The organism is Membranihabitans maritimus, assembly GCF_021729145.1.
Taxonomy (GTDB): Bacteria; Bacteroidota; Bacteroidia; order Chitinophagales; family Saprospiraceae; genus Membranihabitans; species Membranihabitans maritimus.
On record NZ_JAJSLW010000017.1, the window covers coordinates 54526 to 72360 of the forward strand.

Here is a 17835-nt window from a genome sequence, read left to right on the forward strand (position 1 = left end):
TTAATGCGCTTCCAACCAGTCTTTACCAATACCCGTTTCTACAAGGATAGGTACCTGTAAATCGGGAATTGCATTTTTCATTTCCTTTATTACCAGGTCTCTCAATTCATCCAATTCTGATTTCAACGTATCAAATACTAATTCATCATGAACTTGTAAAACCATTCTGGATTTAAATTCTTTTGCTTTCATTGCGTCATAGATATTAATCATCGCTATTTTGATCATATCTGCCGCTGTGCCCTGAATTGGGGTGTTGATGGCGATTCTTTCTGCTCCGCTTTGAGCCATTCGATTTTTTGAATTTATATCCCTGAGTGTTCTTTTTCGACCTTTTAGAGTTTCGACATACCCATTTTCTCGGGCGAATTTCACCGTGTCATCCATGTACTTTTTTAAACCTTTATATTGGTTAAAATAGGCATCGATTAACTCTTTGGCTTCAGATCTCTTGATATCAAGTTGTTGGGACAAATTCGTTGATCCTGCTCCATAAATTATACTGAAATTTACGGTTTTTGCATTGCGCCTTTGGTGGTCAGTAACCTCATCATAGGGAACATCGTACACCCGGGCGGCTGTAGCGCGGTGAATATCCTGGTTTTTATTGAAAGCTTCAATCATGGCTTCGTCATTACTCATGTGTGCGATTAACCTCAATTCAATTTGAGAATAATCAGCAGCCAGTAATACATGATCATCATTTTCCGGAATAAAAGCTTTGCGAATTTTTCGTCCGGACTCAGTACGTATTGGTATATTTTGAAGGTTCGGGTGATTAGAACTCAATCTTCCGGTGGCAGCAAGCGCCTGATTAAAACTACTGTGGATCCTTCCCGATGTTTTGTTAACTAATTTGGGGAGTGCATCCACATATGTTGATTTAAGTTTAGTTAACTCTCTATAATCCAGAATTTTTAACACAATTTCGTGATCCTTCGAAAGTTCGCTCAATTTAGCTTCATTAGTTGAATATTGCCCACTTTTAGTTTTTTTCCATCGGTAGGGTATCTTGAGTAGGTCAAAAAGTACTTCACCAACTTGTTTGGGACTGGCAATGTTGAATTCAGTGCCGGCCATTTTGTAAATTTCGTCCTTGACATTAAGAATTTTTTCATTTAATTCTTTAGAATAATCTCCTAGAAATTCTGAATCAAGACGAATACCGTCAAATTCCATTTGTGCTAATACTTTGATTAAGGGTTCCTCGATTTCAAAGTACAGGTTTTTCATGCCTGATTCGTCTAATTCCTTATATAGTTTTTCGTGGAGTAGATAGGTAATATCCGCGTCTTCAGAAGCGTAATCCTTGAGTTTATCTTTTGCTACCTGTCTCAAGGTGAGTTGGTTTTTCCCTTTCTTTTCTGTCATTTCATCATAAGAAATGGTTTTGTAGGCAAGGTAGGTTTCGGCCAGATAATCCATATTATGCCTCAACTCAGGGTGTACGAGGTAATGCATAAGCATGGTATCATGAAAAATTCCTTTAACATCAATAGTATAGTTTTTTAATACAATGGAATCATATTTTATGTTTTGAGCAATTTTTATAATTTTTTCATTTTCCAATATTGATTTGAATTCTGATACAATCTTTTGTGCTTCATTATGATCTTCAGGTATCAAGACAAAGTAAGCTTTGTTGGGTTCTATACAAAAGCTTATTCCCACTAGTTGAGCAGCCCTTGGATAAAGGGAGGTAGTTTCAGTATCAAAACAGAATGCCTCGCTACCAGCTAAGGTTGTAATTAAATCGGCTCTATCTTCTTTATTTTCGATTAAAAGGTATTCTTTATTGACATTTTGATAATTTTTCGGTGCAATTTTATCAATTACGGGCAAATCTTTGGCCTCAACCGGTTCTACACCAAAAAGTGCTTGTTGCACGCCGTCTTTGTGCTCTCCCAAAATGGTATTGGATAAAGTTCTGAATTCAAGTTCTGTAAAAATTTTTGCCAGTTCTTCGCGATTAGCATTTTGTATTACCGTTGCCTCTTCATCGAAAACAATGGGAGCTTCCGTATTTATAATGGCTAATTTTTTGGAAAGTAAGCCCTGTTCTTTATTTGACTCAATTTTCTCCCTGAGTTTTCCTTTGATTTCATCGGTATGTTCTAATAAATTTTCAACAGTCTTGTACTCTTTAAGAAGCTTGGATGCCGTCTTGGGTCCCACACCCGGAATACCTGGTATATTATCTACGCTATCACCCTGAAGACCAATCATATCGATTACCTGATCAACGGAGGAGATGTCCCATTTTTTGAGAACTTCAGGAATACCAAGTATTTCTACACCGTTTCCCTGCCTGGAAGGCTTGTATATTTTAATATGCTCGGTTACCAATTGTCCAAAGTCCTTGTCAGGGGTAACCATATAAACATTAAATCCCTTTTTTTCAGCTTGTTTTGAAAGAGTCCCTATAATGTCATCAGCCTCATAGTTTTCTAACGTGAATATTGGAATATTAAACCCTTCTACAATTTTTTTTATGTAGGGAAGTGCTTTGCGGATATCTTCCGGTGTCTCATCCCTGTTTGCTTTATATTCGGGATACATTTCATTTCGAAATGTTATATTACTTACATCAAAAGAAACGGCAATATGGGTAGGTTGTCGATTGACAATAATATCCCATAGCGACCTTACAAAACCTGTAATCGCAGAGGTATTCATGCCTTTCGAATTCATGAGGGGGCGATTGATAAAAGCGTAATGAGCCCTAAATACAAGTGCGTGCCCATCAAGTATATATAGATTTTTCTCCTTGGTCATGGTACTTTTTTTTGACGATATATTTGTTATAATTCTTCGTTGCTTTCGCCTGAAGGATATATGAGTACAATTTCTTCTTTTGCTAATTTGTTCATGGGAATTATGACGGATTCAGAGTCGTCCATTCTGAGAGTTAATCGCGACCGATCCATGTCTACAATTTGTCCCTGGTAATTATTCCATCTAATGTAGTCACCAACCTGGAATAACTCTCTATTGTAAAAACTGTTGAGAATATTTGCGAAAATATCTTTTGACGCCAAACCGTAACCTATGGCAAATGCAAAAATTAACCCTCCGATTAGTAGACTGATATTTTGTGAAAGGGATTGAGTCTCAATACCAGCCTGTTCCAGGGCTGTTAATAGGATATTTACAATTAAAAAATAGAATACAAAAGCACTAATTAATTTAGAAGAAGGAATTCCTAGAGATTCACAAGTAGTTTGCACCAGTTTTCTCAATCCATCGCTTAAGAAAATGCCTATTAAAAGAATAAAAAGGGCGGTAAGTAATTGGGGGATAAGATTTACAATGTCCCTGATAATTCTCGTTATAGTGGGCATATTAATTATATCAGCCGCTGCTATCAGAACAAAGAGCATTATCATATAGTATAAGAACTTACCCAAAATGGCACTGGGCTTAATTTTAATGTTGATAGATTGAAAAATATCTATTGAATTGAGTTTTTCTGCTTGCTTATCCAATCCTAATTTTATAATTACTTTTGTAAGGAATCTGGATAGGATTCGAGCCAGAATATAACCGAAAATGACAATTAAAATAGCTGCAAGGATGTTGGGTAGAACCTCTGCTATTGTTTGCAGAAATTGACTCATCATATCCAGAAAATAAAATTGGCTTTCGTTGACTAGTGATTCTTCCATTTTTTAAAACTTATTTTTTTTCTCTTTTCAAGGGTTTTGGGCCTTCAATGAATGTCGAAAGGGTTTGAAATGTCTTTGGTAATATCAAATCTATTGTGTCTCCCATAAATTGTATTAAAGTAATTTCGGAACGGAGTTTCTTTTCCATATCCATCGATAAGGGCTTGTGTTTTTTTAGCGTTCGTTTTTCCAGTAATTTGAAATTATTCATGGCTATAAATTTGATCGTCCTTTTCAGCTAAATCTCGTAACCTTTCCTTACTTCTTTTGATTCGCATCTTAATTGCACTTTCACCTATATCAAAATGATTGGCGATTTCTTTAATCGACATATCATCCTGATATTTCATTAGCAATATTATTTTTTCATCATCACTGATTTGATCCATTAGTCGTTCGAGCTGCTCTATTTTCATTTCTAAGATCTCTGCATCAGAAATACTGTCTTCCTCTTCGCTTTCATCATTCAGTAAATTATCTTCAATTTCAACAACATTGATTTTTTTTCGTTTCCTTAGAAGGTCGATACAAAAATTATATGTTATCGAATATAGCCATGTCGAAAAACGAGCTTTGTTTGAAAACTTTGATAAGTTCAGAAGAAGTTTGATAAAAATATCGTGAGTGGCATCTTCTGCTAAGTCTTCGTTTTTAAGTAAAAATAAGCATTTTGCATATACCTTATTCGAATATCTGCGGTATAATCCCGTAAAATATTTTTGGTCATGCGTATTGAGGTACGCATGAATAAGTTCTTCGTCGCTATGTTTTAAAGTATGCAGGATATTTTCAGCATTATGCTAATAGTACAAAATTATTATAATTTTATTAAAATGAAACTTATTATTATTTATTACAATAGCTGCTGGATGAATAGAGAAATAATTATATCATTATAGTTGTAATATATGTTAAATGAACGTGAGTTTGACAGATAAAATAAGAGCTCTGATCACTTTCCACCTTTAGCTTTAGCGGTGGTGAAAGAGGCAAAATATAAATAATCCTGGGTGCAAACGTAGGGTGGAAAACAAGTGAAATCGTCGATTCTGGCATTGATTTCCGCAAAGTCCTCTTAGGGATGACTTTGCCAGATGCCTTGGGAGTTGCTTTTTTCGTAGAAAGAATGGCAGAAACAATTATTCGTCGAGTCCATGTTCAAACTAAAAAAAAGTACTTGAAAGATCTAACTGTTAAAATAGGGGATTTACTATTTGAGATGTTTATTTCACATCAGGAAATCCAGGAAAGGACACGCGAATTGGCTATGAAAATATCAAATGATGATGAGTCCCTGATATTTGTACCGGTCATGACGGGGGCATTTTATTTTTCCTCCAGTTTTTTATCCTATTATTCAAGACCCTATCAAATATGTTGTGTAACAACATCAAGTTATAAAGGAACAAAGAGTACGGGTTCGGTGGAAATTATTCACCATAAAGACCCTGCGATATTTGAAGGAAAGAAGGTGGTAATACTTGAAGATATTATTGACACCGGTTTGACGGTAAAAGAGCTGACGAGAGAACTCTATCTGAATGGGGCCAGGGAGGTAATAGTGGTTGCAATGTTGTTTAAACCCGGGAAATTAGAACACGATATTCCCCTTCATTCTGTCGGATTTGAAATTGGAGATGAATTCGTCATAGGGTTTGGCCTTGACTATAATGAATCTGGCCGCTACCTCGATGATATTTATCAATTAAAATGAATCAATTCCGAATGGAAGATAGGTACGCTCTTACAGAGGTAAAAGTGACAACTTTATTTTTAAAATAGCGAATGGTTTGTTCAATCTCTTCATTGTCTGCATTTAGGTGATTGAGTATATTGATTAAATGCATTTTCATGTGCCCTTTCTGGATCCCGGTAGTAATGAGGGACCGGATGGCTGCAAAGTTTTGTGCCAGGCCAGCTGAAGCAATTATTTCCATGAGTTTGTGGGCTGAGGGATACCCTAATAATTCCAGGGATATTTTAGCCAGTGGATGAACACCTGTCAGACCGCCAACGGTTCCAATTGCCAAAGGTAGGTCCAATTGGAATTTAAATTCTTCATTTTCTATGTAACATTTGCTTAGGCTTCGATACTGACCGTCTCTGGAAGCATAGGCATGACCGGCTGCTTCTATTGCTCTAAAGTCATTGCCAGTAGCGAGTACGACTGCATCCACCCCATTAAAAATACCTTTATTGTGCGTAGTTGCCCTATAGGGATCAATTACGGCAATATCTACAGCATCTTTGAATTTTTTAGCAAATTCTTCTCCACTCATGGACCCTTGTTTCAGTTGAGAAACCGGACATGTCACCTCTGAATGGACAAGGCATTCAGGGGTGTAATTAGATAAAATTGACATAATTATCGAAGGAGGTAGCGATGTAGAACCAAATTTTTTGTAGAATATTTCAATCATCTCATTGGCGAAATGTTCAAGAACAGAATTGATGAAATTGGCTCCCATTGAGTTACAGGTCTCAAAATGTATTAAGAATTGGTAGTAATCAGGTTTCTCTGGAAAAACTTTAATTTCGAGTTTTTTAATACCTCCCCCTCGAACCTTCATGTTTTGAGTCAAGTGGACCGTCCTTTCCATTAATTCTCGGTTAAAGAATTTTTTTGCGTTGAGGAGGTCCTCCGCATTACCCCGCCAGTGAAAATGAATTTGTCCTAGTTTTGTAGTTTGCAGTACAGTGGCTTTAAATCCCCCCTTTTCTCTCCAATATTTTGCTGCACCGGAAGCTGCGGCAACTACAGAGCTTTCTTCAATTACCATGGGGATGGCATAAGGTTTACCATTAATGATAAAATTGGGAGCTATACTGAATGGAAGAATAAAATTACTTACTGTATTTTCAGATATTCGATCGAACACCTTTTGGTCGTCTTTATTTTCAATCCAATATTTTTGAAGAATTTTTTTACTTTCTTCAGGTTCGTCAAAAAAGTTATCCGTTAACCAGTTTAGCTTTTCTAGTTTAGTAAATTTTGAAAACCCGTCAACTATGGACTTATTTTTTTTCACCTATTGTTTTGGTTTTAATGTTAAATAGTTTTGGGAAAGCATCCATCCCTGGTGTTGCAAATGTAAAAAATGATCCAAATCATCATATGATAACAATGCCTTTTTTAATAAAGTAGATGCCTGGCCAATAAGAGAAGGAAGTTGGCACTTTTGGTGTAAATAGAATCCGTCCAAAAAATGTTTTATGCCACCTGAAATAATTACTTTTTTGCACTTGATCGTTGATTTTGATGCAAGGGTTATATCATTTATATAGTCTACCATTTCTTCAGCAGAGTGTCCGATACCCGCAAGCTTACTAAATACTTCTGCTTTTATTTCGTCTGATCTCAAAAGCTCAACTAAAGTGAAATTAGTTCCTCCATTGGCAGCAAAATCTATGGCTTCTAAAGGCAATTCGAGCAGGGATTCAAGACTTTGCCTTCCCATTCCCTGACCTACTTCTTTGACAATGATCGGGAAGTCCAATTTGTCAACTGCTTTTTTTATGGTATCAATTGGAGGTGCTTTTATTTGGTCTCCTTCAGGTTGCATCCATTCCTGAAGTGGATTGACATGAATGATCAGGCCATCTGCTCTCAATTTAGTTATAATTCCATTCCAATCATCCCAGGTATTATTGGCAATGGTTTTTTCTAATTGCGCTATTCCGATATTGGCCAATAGAGGTAAGTCTTCACCCAATACAGTACGCATGTCAAAATCCGGAAAATACTCAGGTTGTTCCAATAATATTCGACAACTGCCCAGGCCCATCCCCATTTTATATTTTTTACACGCCTTCGCCAGATTTTTATTTATAAATCCTGCTTTTTCTGTTCCACCGGTCATACTTGATACCCAAAAGGGGGAATGAACTGTTTTACCCGCAAGGTCAAAGTTGAAATTCATTGAATTGCCAGGGTGCGGCGTAAAAAGTGGATCGTACTGGAAACGTTGATCCAATTGGTCTTTTGACAGCTGAGAATCAAACGCCAGGGATATATGATCTTTTTTTCTGTCTTTCAAATTTGTATAATTAATTTAAGGGATTGATTTTTCATAGGCATTCTTGCTTGAAAAATGCATCGATAGGTTGCAAAATGCAAATTTGAATTAATATTTTATCTGATTTTTCCATAAATGTTCTGCATTTGTCCTCAAAAACTAATTCTTCTACAATCCAATTCACTTATAGTACACACGAAACCATAATTTTAAAGATTTAAACAGGCTTTAAATAAAAGATAAAGTTTGTGTTTATTCAAATATAATGAATTAAAATATTTGGAAGAATATATCTGTTAATGGCTACTTGATAGTGATTCTTGGAGATCTGTTGTTCCGGTTTTTTATAACGACGGTGAGTAACTAATTGTAGAATTGTGGTTATTGGACTGTCATATTGTTGCGAAATTTTGACTGTTTTTCAGTAGATTACAGAAGGTGCTGATAAAAATTTCCTGAAAATACTTTGTGATTACCGAAATAAAAAAATACCTTTGCAGCGCAAAATTAAGGCAGAATACCATTTAAAAGATAAGAAATGAGTAAAATAAGTTACAAAACACAATATCCTACCAATGAAACCATCGACCGAGATTGGTATATAATTGACGTGGAAGGAGAGACTGTGGGAAGAGTTGCTAGTAAGATTGCAGCCGTACTGCGAGGGAAACATAAACCTTCATATTCCACACATATGGATGCCGGGGATTATGTAATCGTTGTGAATGCTGACAAAGTACGATTCACAGGTAATAAGTGGAATGATAAAGAGTACATAACGTATTCTGGTTATACTGATGGTCAAAAGAGAAGACCGGCACAGGAAATGCTGAATAAATTCCCTGGTCGCATTATTGAGAATGCAGTAAAAGGAATGCTTCCAAAGACCAAATTGGGAAGAAAGATGTTTAAGAAATTATTTGTTTACGTCGGTGCAGACCATCCGCATTCGGCTCAAAAACCTAAAGAGTTTAAATTTTAAGTACTATGGAAATCATAAATGCAGTCGGAAGACGAAAATCTTCAGTAGCCAGAATTTTCATGCGAAAGGGAAACGGCGACTTGAAAATTAATGGGAAGAAATTGGATATATATTTTCCTCAAAAGCATGTTCAAAATAAGGTCCTGGAACCATTAAAGACAGTAGAGATGTCCCAGGAAGTCGATTTCAAAATTATTGTGAACGGTGGCGGATTCAAAGGACAGGCTGAGGCCGTACGTCTTGGAATTTCCAGAGCTTTAGTGAAATTGAATGAAGATTTCAAGAAACCGTTAAAAGACAAAAAGTTCCTTACCCGAGATGCGAGAGTCGTCGAGCGTAAGAAATACGGTAAGCCTAAGGCAAGAAAGAGCTTCCAGTTTAGCAAGCGTTAATTTATTGATTTTTATTTTGAGAAAAATTCTAGCAAAATGATAAGTGCACCTAAATATAAAGAGTTATTAAATGCAGGCGTTCACTTTGGCCATTTGAAAAGAAAATGGAATCCAAAAATGAAGCCTTACATCTTCACTGAGCACAAAGGCATTCACATTATTGATCTTAATAGGACTGCGGAAAGCCTGGAAGAAGCTGGCAGGGCTATGAAACAACTGGCAAAATCTGGTCGTAAAATCCTCTTTGTGGCTACGAAAAAGCAAGCCCGGCATATCGTAGCTGATGCTGCGAAAACTGTAGATATGCCATATGTTACAGATCGATGGTTGGGAGGAATGATGACAAACTTCGCTACTGTAAGAAGGTCAGTGAAAAAAATGAATAATATAGATCGAATGCTCAAGGACGGGTCCCTGACATCCGTTACAAAGAAGGAACGGTTGACATTATCCAGAGAGCGTGATAAAATTGAAAGGGTATTAGGAGGTATTGCCCGGTTAAATAGATTACCTCATGCGATATTTATTGTGGATATCGATCACGAACACATTGCATTGGCCGAGTCCAAAAAATTGGGCTTAAAGACGTTTGGAATTGTTGACACAAATTCCAATCCTAAATCCGTAGATTTTGCTATTCCGGCGAATGATGATGCTACTAAATCGATTCAAATAATTACCAATTACCTGACTTCTTGTATCAAAGAAGGGTTGGAGGAAAGGCGAAAAGGAAAGAACGAGGAAGCAGAAGCCTCGGAAGGTTAATTCGCATTTGAATACATTTGTTTTTTTAATAATATTTTATAATAAAGAAAAAGATTGCAGGATGAGCAATATAACAGCCGCAGATGTTAAAAAACTAAGGGACCAAACCGGTGCCGGTATGATGGATTGTAAAAAAGCCCTGGTAGAAGCTGAAGGAGATTATGAGAAGGCTATTGAGATTTTGAGGACCAAGGGCCAAAAATTATCTGTAAAACGGGCAGAAAGAGAAGCAAAGGAAGGAGTAGTTATTGCTGCAGTTTCTGATGATAAAAAAAATGGAGTCGTTATCAAGTTGAGCTGTGAAACAGACTTTGTAGCCAAAAATGAAGGTTTTGTAGATTTTGCTAAAAAGATAGCTTCCATTGCGCTTGAAAATTTACCAGAATCAAAAGAGGAGCTTGGCAACCTTACAATAGGAGATATTTCCATTAGCGAGAAAGTTGTCGAACAAGTCGGAGTTATCGGTGAGAAGATCGAACTTGCAGGTTATGAAAAATTATCTTCCGATATGGTTGTTCCTTATATCCATATGGGGTATAGAGCGGGTGTGATAGTCGGTTTGAATTCCGATGATTCTAAAGTAGAAGAAGCCGGAAAAGATGTTGCAATGCAGGTAGCGGCAATGAAACCTGTTGCTTTGGACAAAGACAATGTGGAGCAATCTGTCATTGACAAAGAAATTGAAATTGGAAAAGAGCAAGCTCGTCAGGAAGGTAAACCAGAACAAATTCTTGAAAAAATTGCATTGGGTAAATTGAATAAATTTTTCCAGGAGAATACACTTCTAAATCAAAACTTTGTAAAAGATAGCAAAGCCACAGTTAGAGAATATTTACAATCTGTGGATAAAAATCTAACGGTAACAGATTTTAAACATTTGATGCTTGGATAAAAGTTTTATAAATTGAGCGACTGAATTTTCAGTCGCTTTTTTTTTACATAATAATTAAGAAAGGATGTCATTATCATATAATCGGGTACTTTTAAAATTAAGTGGTGAGGCTTTGATGGGTAGTAAGGAATTTGGAATAGATCACGATATATTATTGCATTATGCCAGTGAAATCAAGACTATTCAAAGAATGGGAGCCGAAGTAGCAGTTGTGATTGGAGGGGGGAATATATATCGAGGTGTTTCTACAAATCAGACTGTAATAGAAAGAGTACAAGGTGACTATATGGGAATGATGGCCACTGTGATTAATGGTATGGCACTACAGGCTTCTCTGGAAAGTATAGGAGTCTATACACGATTGATCTCTGCGATTGAAATGAAAGAAATTGCAGAACCCTATATTAGGCGAAGGGCTATCCGCCATTTGGAGAAGGGACGTGTTGTTATTTTTTCAGCAGGGACGGGAAATCCTTACTTTACTACTGATTCAGCTGCCGCTTTAAGAGCGAATGAAATAAATGCTGAAGTAATATTAAAAGGAACAAAGGTAGATGGAATATATACGGCAGATCCCGCAATTGAAAGTGATGCCGAAAAGTATGATAGGCTGAGTTTTGATGAGGCTTTGAATAATGGCCTGAAAGTGATGGACCGGACAGCTTTTACCCTCTGCCAGGAAAATAACCTACCGATTATAGTATTTAATATTTACGAGTCGGGCAATCTCCAGAAAATTATTCAGGGAGAGGAAATTGGCTCTATTGTTGATAATTTCTAGATCTTGTCTTATAAATTTTGGAGGAGGATAATTCCAAAATCTAAATCTTTATTATTGACCATTTGTGTTCGCAAGCCCACTGTAAGGTCTAATAAATTGAAATACCGCGCTGTGAGGAAAAGATCCACGCCATATGCACTTTGGTTTTCATGTTCGGACACAAAGTATTCCCCGAAGAAATTAAGAGCTATTCTTTTCGTGTACAAAAAATGAGGGATCGCCAATTCTGGATACGCGAGTGGAAGCATATAGTTCCCTGTCAAAAAGCTACCTTTTGTAAATGAGGAATGCGTGTATCGGATATTGGAAGAAGTGGCTAATTCTAAAGGAAGATAAGATCCTGCTAAATCACTATTCCATTGTCCCTGTGCTCGGAATTTCCATCCGTCGTTTTTAAAAAATCCAGGAATAAAAAACTCTGACCGAATGTACGCTAGCTCACTAATCTGCGGAGACCATCCTCTTTTGTAAACACCGTGGAAAATAAAACCCCATTTTGGAAAGATGTCCCTGTAAGCCTGTCTTCGGGTCAATTGCCAGGTAATTGACCCCTGGCTCCGTTGGAATAACCTTGGCTGAATATTGAAATTGTCTGGAAGTGACTCATGGTTTGGGTCAAAGTGTTCTTTTGTAAGGTCAAAGCGCGATCCTATGTTCAAAAATTGATGGTTTTGCCTCGATGAAAAAACCAGGGGCAATCTTACGGAGCCTGTTAGTGAGGTTTCGGATTTCGGAATTCTGTAAATATTCCGGTCAGTTCGAATAATCAGAGTCCTGTTGAATCTATGGTCAGCACCCACAGAAAGTTCCGGATACCATTTGGCATAAGTAAGCTCTGCTCCGGTTTTGAAAGATTGGTCCGCATCAAAGTATTGACCGTAAATCTCAGCCCTGGTAGTATTTAGATAGTCATTTGAGAGAATGGATAGTTTTGGGGTTTCCAGGTCAGGAGTGAGGTATATGGAATGGAAATTTAAAAGGTGTAAGAAAGGTCTATAAGGTTTTTGTAGTGAAGGTTGGGGGGGGAGTTTTGATAATTCAACATAATTCGGAATCCAATTGGAATTATGTTCGAAGGAATTTATGGCGTCTAAAGGTTCGGAGGTAGCATCTTCGTAAATATTTTGCGTTACTATTCTTTTTCCTTCAGCAGTAGATACACTATAATAGAGGATATGGTTTACGGGATCCAAAGTAGGTGCGTATGCCCCCGTTTTTATATCGGTTATTTGATGTATATCTCCGTTATCCAAATCATATTTATAGATGTTATCGATACCACTAATGGAAGAAGAAAAGAACAGTTCATGTCCCCTGATAAATGGATTGGCAATGGTCCCATTGTAATCAGATATCAGGGATTGGATATTTTGTAATTGAAAATCGTACTTTTGTAGAGAGATTTTACCGTTTTTTCTGGAAGTGAAATATATACATTGCTCATCTTCTCCCCAAAGAGGTGAGGATAAATACTCGCTGGTAACCGGAACGATGGTATCGATAACCATTCCCTGTTCATTTAGCAAGGTTATTGCATACCTTCCATCAGATGTACCTGATACGGCAACAAAATGTTGATTAGATTCATTAAAATCACAGGAAAGGAATTTTTTATCTTTGGTGACTTTTTGAATAGTTCCCTTGTTTGTATCGTAATACCAAATATCTCCGAATTCCCGATTGGTCCATCGGTGGTGGACACGTTTGTTGATAAATAATATTCGACTATCCGAAACTTGAATAAATGGGTCTGTGGTGTTTCCTAATTCAAAGAGCTTTGTTTTTTTCTCCCTGTCGTCAATACTATATACAGTAGGAATTTCGTCATAGGTGTTTTCCAAAAGGATTTTTGCCCCATTTAAGGAATAGGATACAATCTCATCTTTAATATTTGCATCTTTTTCAAAGGCAAATTGGTTGTCTTTGAGGTTATACGAAGAATAAGGTAAAGTACTTCTATAGCTGCGGAAGGCTTGATGATAAAATTGAGCCAATGATAATTGACTGTTTCGTTTAATACCTTTGGAAAAAGGAAAAATTAACCCCTTTAACCGTCCGGTTTCCTGAAGAGTATTTTTCCAAAATTCTTTTCCATAGTTTTGATGACCATACGTAGCCAGAATATATCCCATGACATATTCGTTTGGAACCAGATCTTTAAAAGATCCGTTCCTAAATTTTTCATAGGAATAGTTTATACTGTCCAGAAGTAAAGCTCTAAGATCAGAAGTAAAAGAAGGTAATCTTCCCCTTCCGTTTCTTGTCAAAGCCGTTTCGAAGAAAACAGCATCTCCTTCAGAAAACCAATCCGGGACTAAAAAATTGTAAATACCGGCTACAGAAGCATCTCCTAAAACCGAATGAATAAGTTTGGTGATACCTCTATTAAAATTACTGTATTGCATTGCGTGACGGTATTCATGGTAGGATAAAAGTTTAATCCATTCGCCGTAGCCAATGGCATTAGGGTTTTGCGCACCGTGAATAAAGAACTCAGAACGATATGGGAAATAGCTTACAAAGCCATTGGAAGTCAAATTCTCATTTCGAAGGATCAAATGAAGAAATTCCGTATTATTCCCTAAGGAGTAAGGCACTTCCCGGTCAATAGCATGGATTATTCTAGAAATAGTATCAGCAGAATGTTTTACATTTTTATCATAAATAATCCGGACATCATTTATGGTGTGGGTAGACCATTCTTTGTTGGGAGGTACTCCACCAAAATTTTGGGCATTTTGATACGAGTTAAATGACATGGAAATAATGAGGAGCAAGATGACCCTGAAGATATATTTCATATACAGATTTGATACTTCAATATAAATATAATAGTATTCTCCGATTAAGTCACTTTGAACCATAAAACCTATTCGGAATATAGTACACTGCCGGGGCATCAAGGATTACATTTTTCCAATAGGAATACGGCATGAGGTCCAGCTCTTGACATCATGAAGATTTGCTTCACAGTCTTGGAAAATCGACCCTACGGTATCGTAGTGCTTTGGTCAGCAATAAATAATTGTTAGCGTATCCAACTATTGTATAGTAATCCGGACACTAATTGTCTAAAATACTCACGTTTTTCAGTTCTATTTTTGACAATTCCTTCAACTTACCCGAGTTATAATAGTTCTCTATGGAATCAAAATCGATAGAGTCAGGATTCCCTTTATAATTGATATAATCCTGTACAAGGATTCCCTGTAGAGATCTGGGATTATAAGCTGTACGAAATCGGACACCTCCTCCATCCGTGTGGTATTGATATGCAAGGTAGTCTAGAGAATAACTATCTTTATCAAAATAATAATAAAAAGTATCATCATGATCTTGTCCACCTCCTTCTTTGCTGAAAGTAACTTTTACTTTATGATATTTTTTCTTCTTTATTATTACTTCTCCGGAATAACTGCTTTGTACAGCCGGATCCTGGAGTCGAAAAGGCAGAAACGCAAAGTATATGATAGAATTTATTCCACCCGATAAATTATTCTTTTCCTCTTGTGTCAATTGGAGTTGGGTTCCGTTTTTGAATCGTTTGAAGGAATTGTTTGTTAAAGTATCTATTATTTCATTACCGGCAGTATCCGGGAAAACCCTCGTGTATTCAAAATTTCCTTCACTATTTTGGTAGGTTACTTTTTGGTCCCTGAATTCAAAACTAACTTTTACATTATTTAATAACTCAACATTAGTTGTCTCAAGTGCCCGGTTTATCATTTCTTGAGCTTGTGAATCTGAATTTTGTTCCGGTCGTCTGGAGGACCCGGTATCTGTAGAGCACGTGAATAAAAAGAATGGAAAAATTCCGGAGATAAATTTAAAAAAATTGGCCTTCATTTTTTGTAGTTGGAAAAGGTCAGGGAATTGTGATACAAAGTATCAGTTCAATAACTATTAATACAAATTGAATTCAAGAAGGGTTTGAAAGAATCCTTCTTTTTTTTTAAAAATGATAATTAAAGCCAAGGGCAAGATGAGAAGATTTAAAAGTATCGTAATTGTAACCGATGCCCTTACCTTTGAGCCATGCATCATGAGTAAGACGGAGATTAACACTTAGATTTTTGTTTATATTCCCGTCCATGCCTATACTGAACCTGCCGGATAAATAAGAATTAATTTCGAATGGTCCATTGTCCAACAAACCGTACCTAATGGTATTATCTGCCTTTTTGAGATTGTTATTATTATACTCAGATGCTTGATCGAAAGTTTCCGGGCTATACTCTGCATACGGTACAAATCGTCCGGCAATTCCCCCGCTTACATACATTCTGAAAGAGGATAAGTTAACAAAGTTGTATCCTAATTCCAGTGGCAGAGAAACCATCGTAATATTATTTTGTTCAACAGCACCGGGGAACTCCATTTCTACATAATCAGCCCCCATACTGCCAAATATCTTACCGTATTGTAATTTATACCGGAAGTACATACCTGGATTAACCAGTAATTCGTCTGATGAAAATCGTTCTTTAATGGAGGCCCCTGTTACATCAGCGAAAATTCCAGTCTCCAGACTGCTATGTAATTTCGGTCTTAAAACATTTACGGAGGCAACTCCTGATAGAATACTATCCATAGGAACACTTGCCACAGAGATATTCTTGGAGCTTAGCGACGGCAATCTTTTGAGAATTCCTTTTGGGATAGTAGAGTTTTGCACTTGCATGGAAGGCATATCTATTAATGAAATAGGCTCTCTGCTATCTAAAGAACCTTGTTGGTCAGCGGGAAACCGATCAAACGTAGCATAGTGTCTTTTACTTTCAAGTCGGGAAATTCCGCTAGACTTTACATTCTGAATATCATTTTTATCACTGGTTTGCAATGATATGTTTGAATTTAAATTGGAACCTGTCCTATCAATAGAAGAAGGTGCATAGCCATTAGGTAAAGCAAATTCTTCATCAATAGCTGCATTAGGATTTACAATCTCTTCCTGACCATATGGATTCTGATTTTTGTCAACTGTAGAGCTGTTATCTGTGGTGATTAAGGAATGTTGGTTATGGTCAATAGTAGTTTTTACTGTATTATAAATACCCGGTAATTGTAATAGAACCAACAGAACGGCTGCTACTTCCATCACCTTGAGAAGCAAAATTCTCGGTCGATTGTTAAAGGTGTCCAGTTTATCCGACATCAATTCCCAATGACTTTCATTCCAAGGAAAGGAAGAATGACCTAAAGAAGTTTTTATTTTTTCATCAAAAACCTGGTCTTCAGTTTCATTAAAATGATCTAACCTCGATTCGAACAAGTCCCACTGTGGAGTCAAAATAGAATCATTATATTCACTGAGTGCAGCATCAATCTTCTGATCTAATTCTACATCTTCCTGATCGGGAATTGACAATTCAATATCGAGGAATTCACTAAATATAGCCCAATCCGATTCCCCGGGAACCACGAGGTTCTCCAATTTATCTTTCACAATCCTATCAAATCTCTTAAGCATCTTAGTCAGTTCTCAGATGTTTTAATAGTTTTTTCAACTTGGACCTGGCTTTCACCAAATTTGATCGCGATGTACTTTCAGATATATCCAGTTTTTCCGCAATTTCCCTGTGTGAAAAACCTTCAATGACATACAAATTAAATACCGCCCTGTAAGTAGGAGTCAAAGATTGAACCGCTTTGAGTATTTCTTTCTCGGTAACGTTCTCGATCGCACTCGGTTCATCACCTTCCACACCATATGCATGTTCTATTGACTCAGTCCTTCTTTTGGACATCTTCCGATAATGGTCAATAGCAGTATTAACCATTATTCTCCGGATCCAACTGTAAAGAGATGTACCCGGTTTGTATTTTTTTATATATCTGAAAACTTTGATAAATCCATCGTGAAGTATGTCCAGTGCTTCCTCTTCGGTTTTTGCATATCGCATACACACTCCCATCATCTTTCCATAATGAGCCTCATAAATAATTTTCTGAGCCCATTTTTCCCTCCGTACACACGCTTCAATGATGGATTTTTCATCGTGATCCAGAGTCAGTGAAATATCCATGTCTCGGTAGAGTATTTCCTACCAAAATAACACTTTAATAACGATTTTCCAATCTCTGGTGCTGCCTTATTATTTCTTTCACAGAAAATTTCAGAAGGAAATTAAATCAAAAATTTTATTTATTTGATATTCAATTAGTTATAATAGACTCTTTTCGAGAGCTTAAATTTCTGTTAAGCAAATTAGTTAACATAATACCTGAATGACATTACTATAGACGATTCATTCCAATTTAAGGTCGTGAGATGAAATTATCAGTGGAGAATGCAGCGCATCTTTCCCTTTCCCATCGACCTTAAAAGTTTTTGGAAAGTAC

The 17835-nt window shown here is 36.7% G+C and carries 16 protein-coding genes; 6 read left to right on the forward strand and 10 right to left on the reverse strand.

The features are described 5' to 3' along the window. From polA to LVD47_RS17970, 4 genes are read right to left on the reverse strand one after another with little or no spacing between them, the layout of a single operon-like run. On the reverse strand, positions 1-2775 hold the full coding sequence (gene polA / locus LVD47_RS17955) for a DNA polymerase I (RefSeq protein ID WP_236979383.1): 2775 nt from the start codon (positions 2773-2775) through the stop codon (positions 1-3). Between the two features lie 26 nt (positions 2776-2801). Then, complete coding sequence (locus tag LVD47_RS17960) at positions 2802-3665, reverse strand: mechanosensitive ion channel family protein (RefSeq protein ID WP_236979385.1); 864 nt, start codon at positions 3663-3665, stop codon at positions 2802-2804. Positions 3666-3675: 10 nt separating this feature from the next. Then, positions 3676-3876, reverse strand: coding sequence for a hypothetical protein (locus LVD47_RS17965; RefSeq protein WP_236979387.1), 201 nt, complete (start codon positions 3874-3876; stop codon positions 3676-3678). Next, entirely contained in the window at positions 3869-4450 is a 582-nt protein-coding gene (locus LVD47_RS17970; protein ID WP_369427821.1) for an RNA polymerase sigma factor, read from the reverse strand. The genes LVD47_RS17965 and LVD47_RS17970 overlap by 8 nt, the downstream gene beginning before the upstream one ends. Positions 4451-4746: 296 nt before the next feature. Between LVD47_RS17970 and LVD47_RS17975 the strand changes: the two genes are divergently transcribed. Further along, complete coding sequence (locus LVD47_RS17975) at positions 4747-5379, forward strand: phosphoribosyltransferase (protein WP_236979389.1); 633 nt, start codon at positions 4747-4749, stop codon at positions 5377-5379. A gap of 1 nt (position 5380) precedes the next feature. Here the strand turns inward: LVD47_RS17975 and LVD47_RS17980 are convergent, their stop codons facing one another. Together LVD47_RS17980 and LVD47_RS17985 are read right to left on the reverse strand one after the other, a co-directional pair. After that, complete coding sequence (locus LVD47_RS17980) at positions 5381-6694, reverse strand: hydroxymethylglutaryl-CoA reductase, degradative (protein WP_236979391.1); 1314 nt, start codon at positions 6692-6694, stop codon at positions 5381-5383. Continuing rightward, positions 6695-7702, reverse strand: a complete 1008-nt coding sequence (locus tag LVD47_RS17985) for a beta/alpha barrel domain-containing protein (RefSeq protein WP_236979394.1) — start codon at positions 7700-7702, stop codon at positions 6695-6697. 517 nt (positions 7703-8219) lie between these two features. Here LVD47_RS17985 and rplM point away from each other — a divergent pair. The 5 genes from rplM to pyrH all read left to right on the forward strand — a co-directional run bounded on the left by rplM (position 8220) and on the right by pyrH (position 11493). Continuing rightward, positions 8220-8663 (forward strand): 50S ribosomal protein L13, encoded by a 444-nt coding sequence (gene rplM / locus LVD47_RS17990; RefSeq protein ID WP_236979396.1) that lies wholly within the window; start codon positions 8220-8222, stop codon positions 8661-8663. Between the two features lie 5 nt (positions 8664-8668). Then, positions 8669-9055: a 30S ribosomal protein S9 gene (gene rpsI / locus LVD47_RS17995; protein WP_236979398.1), complete on the forward strand. Its 387-nt coding sequence runs from the start codon at positions 8669-8671 to the stop codon at positions 9053-9055. A 36-nt stretch (positions 9056-9091) separates the two neighbouring features. Next, complete coding sequence (rpsB, locus tag LVD47_RS18000) at positions 9092-9820, forward strand: 30S ribosomal protein S2 (protein ID WP_236979400.1); 729 nt, start codon at positions 9092-9094, stop codon at positions 9818-9820. Between the two features lie 61 nt (positions 9821-9881). Further along, a complete protein-coding gene (tsf, locus tag LVD47_RS18005; protein WP_369427822.1) occupies positions 9882-10712 on the forward strand; it encodes a translation elongation factor Ts in 831 nt (276 codons plus the stop codon). Positions 10713-10776: 64 nt separating this feature from the next. After that, the gene (gene pyrH / locus LVD47_RS18010) at positions 10777-11493 is read left to right on the forward strand and encodes a UMP kinase (protein ID WP_236979404.1); all 717 of its coding nucleotides are present in this window, start codon (positions 10777-10779) and stop codon (positions 11491-11493) included. 8 nt (positions 11494-11501) lie between these two features. Here pyrH and LVD47_RS18015 read toward each other — a convergent pair whose 3' ends face one another. The 4 genes from LVD47_RS18015 to LVD47_RS18030 all read right to left on the reverse strand — a co-directional run bounded on the left by LVD47_RS18015 (position 11502) and on the right by LVD47_RS18030 (position 17519). Further along, the gene (locus LVD47_RS18015; protein WP_236979406.1) at positions 11502-14294 is read right to left on the reverse strand and encodes a TolB-like translocation protein; all 2793 of its coding nucleotides are present in this window, start codon (positions 14292-14294) and stop codon (positions 11502-11504) included. Positions 14295-14556: 262 nt separating this feature from the next. Then, complete coding sequence (locus LVD47_RS18020; RefSeq protein WP_236979408.1) at positions 14557-15339, reverse strand: DUF6503 family protein; 783 nt, start codon at positions 15337-15339, stop codon at positions 14557-14559. A gap of 106 nt (positions 15340-15445) precedes the next feature. Then, entirely contained in the window at positions 15446-16963 is a 1518-nt protein-coding gene (locus tag LVD47_RS18025; RefSeq protein WP_236979411.1) for an outer membrane beta-barrel protein, read from the reverse strand. Between the two features lies 1 nt (position 16964). Beyond that, positions 16965-17519 (reverse strand): RNA polymerase sigma factor, encoded by a 555-nt coding sequence (locus LVD47_RS18030; protein ID WP_236979413.1) that lies wholly within the window; start codon positions 17517-17519, stop codon positions 16965-16967. Between the last annotated feature and the right edge of the window lie 316 nt (positions 17520-17835).

Coding starts and splice junctions, on each gene's coding strand:
- polA (WP_236979383.1), bottom strand. CDS start 2,775: ATGACCAAGGAGAAAAATCTATATATACTTGATGGGCACGCACTTGTA.
- LVD47_RS17960 (WP_236979385.1), bottom strand. CDS start 3,665: ATGGAAGAATCACTAGTCAACGAAAGCCAATTTTATTTTCTGGATATG.
- LVD47_RS17965 (WP_236979387.1), bottom strand. CDS start 3,876: ATGAATAATTTCAAATTACTGGAAAAACGAACGCTAAAAAAACACAAG.
- LVD47_RS17975 (WP_236979389.1), top strand. CDS start 4,747: ATGACTTTGCCAGATGCCTTGGGAGTTGCTTTTTTCGTAGAAAGAATG.
- rplM (WP_236979396.1), top strand. CDS start 8,220: ATGAGTAAAATAAGTTACAAAACACAATATCCTACCAATGAAACCATC.
- rpsI (WP_236979398.1), top strand. CDS start 8,669: ATGGAAATCATAAATGCAGTCGGAAGACGAAAATCTTCAGTAGCCAGA.
- rpsB (WP_236979400.1), top strand. CDS start 9,092: ATGATAAGTGCACCTAAATATAAAGAGTTATTAAATGCAGGCGTTCAC.
- tsf (WP_369427822.1), top strand. CDS start 9,882: ATGAGCAATATAACAGCCGCAGATGTTAAAAAACTAAGGGACCAAACC.
- pyrH (WP_236979404.1), top strand. CDS start 10,777: ATGTCATTATCATATAATCGGGTACTTTTAAAATTAAGTGGTGAGGCT.
- LVD47_RS18015 (WP_236979406.1), bottom strand. CDS start 14,294: ATGAAATATATCTTCAGGGTCATCTTGCTCCTCATTATTTCCATGTCA.
- LVD47_RS18020 (WP_236979408.1), bottom strand. CDS start 15,339: ATGAAGGCCAATTTTTTTAAATTTATCTCCGGAATTTTTCCATTCTTT.
- LVD47_RS18025 (WP_236979411.1), bottom strand. CDS start 16,963: ATGCTTAAGAGATTTGATAGGATTGTGAAAGATAAATTGGAGAACCTC.
- LVD47_RS18030 (WP_236979413.1), bottom strand. CDS start 17,519: ATGGATATTTCACTGACTCTGGATCACGATGAAAAATCCATCATTGAA.